This is a genomic window from Psychrobacter sp. (assembly GCF_030457785.1).
GTDB lineage: Bacteria > Pseudomonadota > Gammaproteobacteria > Pseudomonadales > Moraxellaceae > Psychrobacter.
The window spans coordinates 1-7,996 of the sequence record NZ_JAKDUI010000128.1; the positions used below are offsets into that span (position 1 = coordinate 1).

The following is a 7,996-nucleotide window of genomic DNA, read 5'->3' on the forward strand; positions in this document are numbered from 1 at the left end:
GCTGCCACCGTACAGCCCTGACCTAAACCCTATCGAAAAGAAATGGGCACAAGTATAGTAACCAAAAATCAGACAACAATCAATTTTTTGTAGATGCTTGCCTCTGATAATGAGTAATTTGTCATAAGAGATATGTATCGTAAAAGGTAGCGTCGGTATGCGAGCAAATATGCTAGAAACAGATCGTCTTCGGTTGAGACAGTGGAAAGACAGTGACTTCGCAGTATTTGCTGAAATGAGTGCAGATGATGAGGTAATGGCTTACTTTCCGAAGCACTTGTCGTTAGATGAAAGTAAGGCTCTGGCGATGAAGTTGCAATCTATCATAGAAGGTAAAGGATGGGGGCTATGGGCAGTTGCTCTAAAGGATAGCGATGCTTTTATTGGCTTTGTTGGCTTACATGAACGAGAGGATAGCTTGCCGTTTTCTCCTTGCGTTGAAATAGCCTGGAGATTGAGTAAAATCTATTGGGGATATGGCTATGCAACTGAAGCTGCCAATGCTGCTGTAAATTTTGCGTTCGAGACGTTAAAACTTGATGAGATCGTTTCATTCACTGCTTGTGTCAACGCAAAGTCTCAATTGGTCATGGAGCGTCTGAATATGGTCAATATGCAAAACAACTTTTATCATCCTGCCTTGGAGCCTGACCACGAATTGGCCGAGCACGTATTTTATAAGATGACCAGAGAAGAGTGGGTTAAAAGGTAGTAGCAACAGTGGTAGGCAAGGTCTACTCAAAAAAGTAGGGGAGGTCGTTGTGAATCACCCTGTAATTGTCGGAGATTTAACATTCTGAAAGAGTACGACAATGAAAAGACAAGCCTACAATTCTGAGATTAATTTTGGGTCAGTAGCCATATCTGAAATTTCTCTGAGAATTTTATTGTCACTCTAGCTTTTAGAGAATTCCGTTTTGCCAAAACTGCGTAAAAAGCCACTACCTTTAAGGTAGTGGGTAGTTTATTAGGAAACCGAAGTAGTGCTAAAACGAAAAACTAGAGCCTATAAAAACGTCTATGATGTATCATTTTAAATTGCATAGCGCTCAAGATGTTAAGATGTAGCAAAAACAAGATAACAGGCGAAAATACAATGAGAAATCAAAATACCAACAAGCCCATTGATACTGCATTTCAGCAGCGCTTACAACATATATTGACCGATTTACAATTAGAGGATGCGCCAGCTGGCGGGGCCGTGGTTGTGTATCAGGCAGGAGAGTGTATTGCACAGGCAAGTGTGGGCTCATCACAATTGGATACATCATGGCAGCCTGAAACGCTTGCGATTAACTTTTCTACAGGAAAAGGGATATTGGCAACGCTGATGCATGTTTTGGTTTCACAGGGCTTTCTCACTTATGATGTCCCTATCGCAGAGTATTGGCCTGCCTTTGCTGCCAACGGAAAAGCGCATATCACCTTACGCCAAGTGATGTCCCATCAAGCAAGTTTATTTTCGATTCAAAGTATCGATGTGGATAGTGAAGCCTTGCTTGATTGGTCAAAAATGATTAGCGAAGTGGCTCAGATGCCGATAGTTGCCCCTGTAGACGCTGATTTGTATGATAGTGCGTATAGCGCGCTGGTTTATGGTTGGGTTTTAGGCGGGTTGATAGAAACCGTTACTGATATGTCATTGGCAAATGCCCTACGTAAATACTTAACGGAACCATTAGGTATCGCAGACAGTTGTTATTTTGGTGTGCCAGACAACAAAGTCAATCAAGTGGCAAAACTGGTTAAGGATTTTGCAATATCAAATGAAGAAGAGTCAAAGCCAAGTCAAAAACAACATAAGCCTAAGCTAAAGCCAGATTCCGAACGCACCTTGCAAGTCTATGCAAATTTACCCAGTACTGCGTGTTGGCAGCAGGTTCTAACAAATAAACAATCAGCTGAGCACAGCAGTAGCAAGCGTTCAAACGAGCATAGCAAGGATGTATCACCTCGACTAACCACTGCAATCATCAATAGTCTGTATTTCAAAACCAGTCAGCTCAACCTAAAAAATTATAAATCAGCATTGGTGCCTGCTAATAAACAACCGATCGATTATCATCGTCGTGAGACACTGCAAGCCACAATACCAGCTGCTAATGGAGTAGCTTCCGCTCAGGCGCTTGCTACTATCTATGCGATGTTGGCCAACGGTGGCGAGTGGAAAGGGCAGGTGCTGATTGATAGTGCGACGTTTGAGCAATTGTCAGCACCGCAAGTGACAGGTGCAGATGCAGTGATGCCAGCACATATGTATTGGCGATTGGGTTATCATCGACTGTTTAGCATTTGCCAAAACCAAGCAAATCATTCTTTAAATGCTGATGAGCAAGGGTTTGGTCATATGGGCTATAACGGATCGGTTGCTTGGTGTGACCCTACGCGACAACTGTCATTTGCATTTGTCCATAATTTCGACGTGACCATGCTCAATGATGCTCGTCAATTTGCACTGACCGAAGCAGTATTAAGTTTGGTTAATACAGAGTTCTGAAAATATCAATAAGACTGATTGTATCTTGACCGAAATCAGTTGGTTGTCATTTTGAGCAGCTTCTTGGCGCTCAAACCATGTATAAGGATGGATATCAAAATCACGATTGAACAGACAACCCATAATTTGAGCGCGTCTTCATCGCCGAAGAACCCTTGATTGAGGGCGTAAGACAAATAATATATGGTGCCAATCCAATACCACGGATACCCAATGCTGATATGGCGTATTTTTCGGTGCGAGGAAGGTTCAAGCCAGATAAAGCAATCCATGCACTGATAGGACGTATCAATAAGAGGAAAGCAAAGCTTACGATATAAACGCGCCATGTCAGCTCAAAACCTGATCGTAAACCCTGTCCCAGGAGCATACCAAAAGTAACAAGCACTAGAGACATGAGTAAGTTCTCAGATTGTTCTGCAAAATCGTGTAGTTTTTGATGATAATGGTGTTCATGTTCTGAACGTCGAAATGCAAATGCCGCCACAAACACGGCGATAAACCCATAACTATTTACGATCTCTGCCAACCCATATGCCACTAGGGTCAAAGCAATGACCACATAGCCCTGAGAGATAATCGTGTCTTGGCTATATTTTGAAAAAACAAGTTTGGCCATAACCTTGCCAACGACGATACCAACCACCAAACCTGCACCGATTTTCCATAATACATCATGAGTAAACCAAGACCAGAGCATATCGCTGGTGAAACGATCGCCTTCACTAAATGCTTCTGCTACTTTTATTGCCAAATAAACAAATGGGAAGGCCAACCCGTCGTTTAGTCCTGCTTCTGAAGTCAAGGTAAAGCGAGAGATGTCTTCACCCTTTGTATTCGGTGGTCCTACTTGAATACTAGATGCCAGTACTGGATCGGTTGGTGCCAATACAGCACCGAGTAAAATGGCGGCTCCGATGCTCAGTCCGAATGTGTAATAGCCCAATACTGCCATCGAAAAAATGCCAATAGGCATGGCAATCATTAACAGACGTACGGTTGGGCGCCACAGTTGCCAAGAAAATTCTGTATCAATCTTAATGCCAGCGCCAACCAGTGATACTAGGATGACGAGTTCGGTCAGTTTTTCAATGATTAAGCCGTTATCAATAGGGTCCAAGAATGATAGCGTGGTCCACCAATGCCCGATGGCGAGACCAAAGCTGACTTGCAACATGGGTATAGAAATAGGTGTGCGTTTAAAGACGATAGGGAACAAGGCACCTATCAAAAAGGCGCCGCCGCAAATTAATAAAAGTAGACTATAGTTTTCAATCATAGTGGATACGCACGCCGTTATTTCAGGAAAAATTTTGTTGGTGATGTTGAGAAAGAACGTACTGGCCCAGCACGCACCTTTATTGCATTCTTAATAAGTGATGGAAATAATGTTTCTTCTCTTTACAGTTTCTATAATGACGCCAAAAAAGGTTTATCATCGCAAAAAATCGTTATTGAAATGTGTGACACGTTGTTTTTTGGTGAAAAAAAAGCCTGCATTATGCAGGCTTTTTCTTACATCACGAGTTAGCTCTCAAGCATGAGAATAACAGTGTTTATTTTATTGCTTAGCTTGTTTAAGTACTTATCTTATTTCAGTAATTAGATTAGCGCTCGACTTGACTCACATCGCGTATCGCGCCAGTATCAGCGCTGGTAGTCATTGCGGCGTACGCACGTAATGCAGGAGTGACGTAACGCTCGCGACTTACTGGTTTCCAAGCGTCACGGCCGCGTGCCTCCATTGCCTCACGTCGCGCTGCCAAATCTGCATCGCTTACTTGCATATTGATGGTACGGTTTGGGATATCGATATGAATGGTATCGCCTTCTTCAACCAGACCGATAGCACCACCTTCTGCAGCTTCTGGGCTGGCATGACCAATCGATAAGCCTGATGTGCCACCAGAAAAGCGGCCGTCAGTTAATAACGCACATTCTTTACCTAAGCCTTTTGATTTTAAGTAGGTGGTTGGATAGAGCATTTCTTGCATGCCAGGGCCACCTTTAGGACCTTCGTATCGGATGATGACTACGTCACCAGCGACGATTTTGTCATTCAGAACTGCCTCGACAGCAGCATCTTGTGATTCAAAGAGTCGCGCGCGACCGGTGAATTTTAAAATGCTTTCGTCAACGCCTGCTGTTTTAACCACACAGCCACGCTCGGCGATATTGCCATACAGTACTGCAAGACCGCCATCTTGTGAGTAGGCATGCTGAACACTATGGATACAGCCTGACTCACGATTGACGTCGAGGTTTGGCCACTCTTTGGATTGTGAAAATGCTTGTGTGGTGCGGACACCACCTGGAGCAGCGATATACAGTGCACGAGCCTCAGTGTTATCCGGATTCATGATATCCCATTTATCGATGGCTTCTTTCATCGTTGCACTATGAATGGTCGGTATATCCGTGGTTAGTAAGTCGGCTCGATCCAGTTCAGCAAGCAATGCCATGACGCCACCAGCTCGGTGTACGTCTTCCATATGGTATTTTTGCGAAGCAGGAGCAACTTTAGACAGACAAGGAACGCCTCGGCTCAGACGGTCGATATCAGCCATTTTGAAATCAACTTCTGCTTCATTCGCTGCCGCCAATAGATGCAAGATAGTATTGGTTGAACCGCCCATCGCGATGTCTAAACTCATTGCATTTTCAAAAGCGGCTTTGGTAGCGATAGAGCGTGGGAGTACAGATTCATCGTTTTGCTCGTAGCGGCGTTTGGCTAAAGATACAATCGTACGACCCGCTTCTAAAAATAGCTCACGGCGTAATGAATGGGTTGCTAATAGCGAGCCGTTACCAGGCAGCGATAGTCCTAAGGCTTCTGTTAAACAGTTCATTGAGTTGGCAGTAAACATGCCAGAGCAAGAACCACAGGTTGGACATGCTGAGCTTTCGATTGCCAAGACATCTTCGTCACTGATGGTGTCATCAGCAGCATCCATCATGGCATCAACCAAATCAAGCTTGCGAACCGCATTTCCCTTATTGTCGGTAGCATGAGAGTCGCTGTCACCGTCGTTATTATGGCTTTGACCCACGGTACTAGCGATGACCTTACCTGCTTCCATGGGGCCGCCAGAGATGAAGACGACAGGGATATTCAGACGCATTGCAGCCATCAGCATCCCAGGGGTGATCTTATCGCAGTTTGAGATACAAACTAAGGCATCAGCGCAGTGGGCATTGACCATATACTCAACAGAGTCAGCGATGAGATCGCGGCTTGGTAGTGAGTACAACATACCGCTGTGACCCATGGCGATACCGTCATCGACTGCGATGGTGTTGAACTCTTTAGCGATGCCACCGACCTTTTCGATTTCACGAGCGACCATTTGACCGAGGTCTTTTAAGTGTACATGACCAGGTACAAACTGGGTAAAAGAGTTGGCAATCGCAATGATTGGTTTGCCAAAGTCACCATCTGTCATGCCAGTAGCACGCCATAGTGCACGGGCACCTGCCATGTTACGACCGCCTGTAGAGGTTTTTGAGCGATAATCCATATAAAATTCCTTACAGATAAGCGAGGTTTGTGAAAGTATTCAGCCTCAGCTGTTATGTTAATAGTGTGCTTTTTATAGTGAGTGAGTACTAGTGAATAATACTAGGTCGTTACCATACCATTAGCTATGAATAACTAAACATGCTCAGACAAGTGCGATGGGCCGATCTGCATAAAGGCTTACTCAAGGCGTTCAGCGATTGCTTTGTCAAACCAAGGTAGGTCGATTTTTTCTTTTTCTAGCTTCGCAATCACTGCCAATGCGTGGCTGCTTGCTAGTTGGTTGTAATCGCTACTAGTCGTTAAGGTTAAAATTGACTCAGCGGTTTGTACCTGATGTTGTCTGTCAGCGTTTTCTTCAGCGATGCTAATCAGTGTTTGGCTATTGTTTTTATAAAGAACGTCCATGCGACCAAAAAACTGCCAGTCTTTTAGAGCAGTAGTAAGCGCTTTCGAGGCATCTTTGGTATACACCTGCTGGGTTTGCTTACCAGTGTTTGTCCAATGTAGCCGAACTGCCAGTTGCAATGCCTCACTAAATACCACCAATGAACCTATAATTTTCACATGCCAAGGACTGGTGATCAACGCTTCATCAATACCAATTAGCTCAGCTGCTTTTTGAGCATTCATGGGCGTATTGAATTGGGCAAGTAGGCTGGGTGTTAAAGGATGTGCTTGTTTTACGCTGTCGTCGAGACTGTCGTAATGGTATAAAAATGGCAGCGGTAAATCTTGGGTCACGGTTTTTTGCGTGATTTTGCAGTTATGTATTTGCCAGTTGATAGCGGTATCGGTCAATACCTCGGCCAGAATAATTGCATTAGGCGGCAAGGTTTGAGCGTCATTTACAGAGCTGGTGGTATTTGGTTGCTCTGAATCTTGATCGTTAGACATGGCATGTGCTGATGTAGACATCAGTATTGTGTTATCGTCTGCTGTATCAGCATTATCGCTACCTGTTATTTGGGTCTGCAAATCCATAAACGCCGTGTTATTAAAATAGATTGGTAATATAACATTTAAAGTGACTGGCTCGCCAATAAATTAGTAAGTGACATCTTATTAGCACGTGATGTTTCAGCAAGTGAGGTCGATCATTATAGAGAGTGGTGGTTCTTATCTAGTTCAATAGGGGTAGTGATTGTCACAGAATTATAGTGGCTTGTGCTCAGGCTGTATTTCGTCCACTATATTATAAACCAATTGTCCGTTATGCAGCAGAAAATAAGCCAATGAGACCGTTAATCAATCAATAACAGTTAATCCATTATTAGCTACTAAACCATCAAAGGAATAAAAATGAGTAAAGACAATCAAGCAGTGATATACGACGATAATAATGTGTTTGCAAAGATGCTGGCGGGTGACATTCCATGTCACCGAGTATATGAAGATGATAAAACCTTAGCTTTTATGGATATCATGCCGCAGGCGGAAGGTCACGTGTTAGTCATCCCAAAGCAAAAAGCCGTTGATTTGGCAGATCTTGAGCCAGAGTATGCCGCAGCTGTTCTTATGACTGCAAAAAAAGTCATGCAGGCGCAGCGTCAGGTATTTGAACGTGAAGGCATTATTCAAATGCAGCTTAATGGCTCGCAAGCAGGGCAGACGGTGTTCCATTACCATATACACCTGATTCCAGGGAATATACATGAGCTGGGTATTCATGCGTCAAAGCAGGTAGATGGCGAAGTGCTTGCTAAAATGGCAGAGGAGCTATCGGCTGCTATCGCAGGTTAGATTTTCAGCATCGGAGGCTAAGCGATAACTGACCAGAGCACAGACTCTAGGACACAGCTTCTAGGGATTGGATAACCGTTAAAACATCCTTGTTATCCTAATCCCAAGGAACAGGGACAATCTCAAGAGGCAGCCAACGAGCTGCCTTTTTTAATGCTTGGTAATAGTCATGTAACAATCGTTAATTTATTGTTACAAGAGCGCTGGGTAACTGGGGTTTTTGAAAGGAGTATGATAGA

6 protein-coding genes are annotated in these 7,996 nt (G+C 43.9%); 3 read left to right on the top strand and 3 right to left on the bottom strand.

The window, feature by feature from the left end:
• Positions 1–169 precede the first annotated feature (169 nt).
• Positions 170–712, top strand: a complete 543-nt coding sequence (locus L0J61_RS07295; protein ID WP_301465706.1) for a GNAT family N-acetyltransferase — start codon at positions 170–172, stop codon at positions 710–712.
• Between the two features lie 384 nt (positions 713–1,096).
• The gene (locus tag L0J61_RS07300) at positions 1,097–2,497 is read left to right on the top strand and encodes a serine hydrolase (RefSeq protein WP_301465698.1); all 1,401 of its coding nucleotides are present in this window, start codon (positions 1,097–1,099) and stop codon (positions 2,495–2,497) included.
• Between the two features lie 100 nt (positions 2,498–2,597).
• Here the strand turns inward: L0J61_RS07300 and L0J61_RS07305 are convergent, their stop codons facing one another.
• The 3 genes from L0J61_RS07305 to L0J61_RS07315 all read right to left on the bottom strand — a co-directional run bounded on the left by L0J61_RS07305 (position 2,598) and on the right by L0J61_RS07315 (position 6,998).
• The gene (locus L0J61_RS07305) at positions 2,598–3,776 is read right to left on the bottom strand and encodes a sodium:proton antiporter (RefSeq protein ID WP_301465700.1); all 1,179 of its coding nucleotides are present in this window, start codon (positions 3,774–3,776) and stop codon (positions 2,598–2,600) included.
• 328 nt (positions 3,777–4,104) lie between these two features.
• Complete coding sequence (gene ilvD, locus L0J61_RS07310; RefSeq protein ID WP_301465702.1) at positions 4,105–6,015, bottom strand: dihydroxy-acid dehydratase; 1,911 nt, start codon at positions 6,013–6,015, stop codon at positions 4,105–4,107.
• Positions 6,016–6,194: 179 nt separating this feature from the next.
• On the bottom strand, positions 6,195–6,998 hold the full coding sequence (locus L0J61_RS07315; RefSeq protein WP_301465703.1) for a hypothetical protein: 804 nt from the start codon (positions 6,996–6,998) through the stop codon (positions 6,195–6,197).
• A gap of 318 nt (positions 6,999–7,316) precedes the next feature.
• Between L0J61_RS07315 and L0J61_RS07320 the strand changes: the two genes are divergently transcribed.
• Positions 7,317–7,757: an HIT family protein gene (locus L0J61_RS07320; protein ID WP_301465704.1), complete on the top strand. Its 441-nt coding sequence runs from the start codon at positions 7,317–7,319 to the stop codon at positions 7,755–7,757.
• Positions 7,758–7,996 lie beyond the last annotated feature (239 nt).

What these genes read in the sequence shown, in the direction of transcription:
- L0J61_RS07305 (WP_301465700.1), bottom strand. Translation starts at nt 3,776, where the DNA reads ATGATTGAAAACTATAGTCTACTTTTATTAATTTGCGGCGGCGCCTTT.
- ilvD (WP_301465702.1), bottom strand. Translation starts at nt 6,015, where the DNA reads ATGGATTATCGCTCAAAAACCTCTACAGGCGGTCGTAACATGGCAGGT.
- L0J61_RS07295 (WP_301465706.1), top strand. Translation starts at nt 170, where the DNA reads ATGCTAGAAACAGATCGTCTTCGGTTGAGACAGTGGAAAGACAGTGAC.
- L0J61_RS07320 (WP_301465704.1), top strand. Translation starts at nt 7,317, where the DNA reads ATGAGTAAAGACAATCAAGCAGTGATATACGACGATAATAATGTGTTT.
- L0J61_RS07315 (WP_301465703.1), bottom strand. Translation starts at nt 6,998, where the DNA reads ATGGATTTGCAGACCCAAATAACAGGTAGCGATAATGCTGATACAGCA.
- L0J61_RS07300 (WP_301465698.1), top strand. Translation starts at nt 1,097, where the DNA reads ATGAGAAATCAAAATACCAACAAGCCCATTGATACTGCATTTCAGCAG.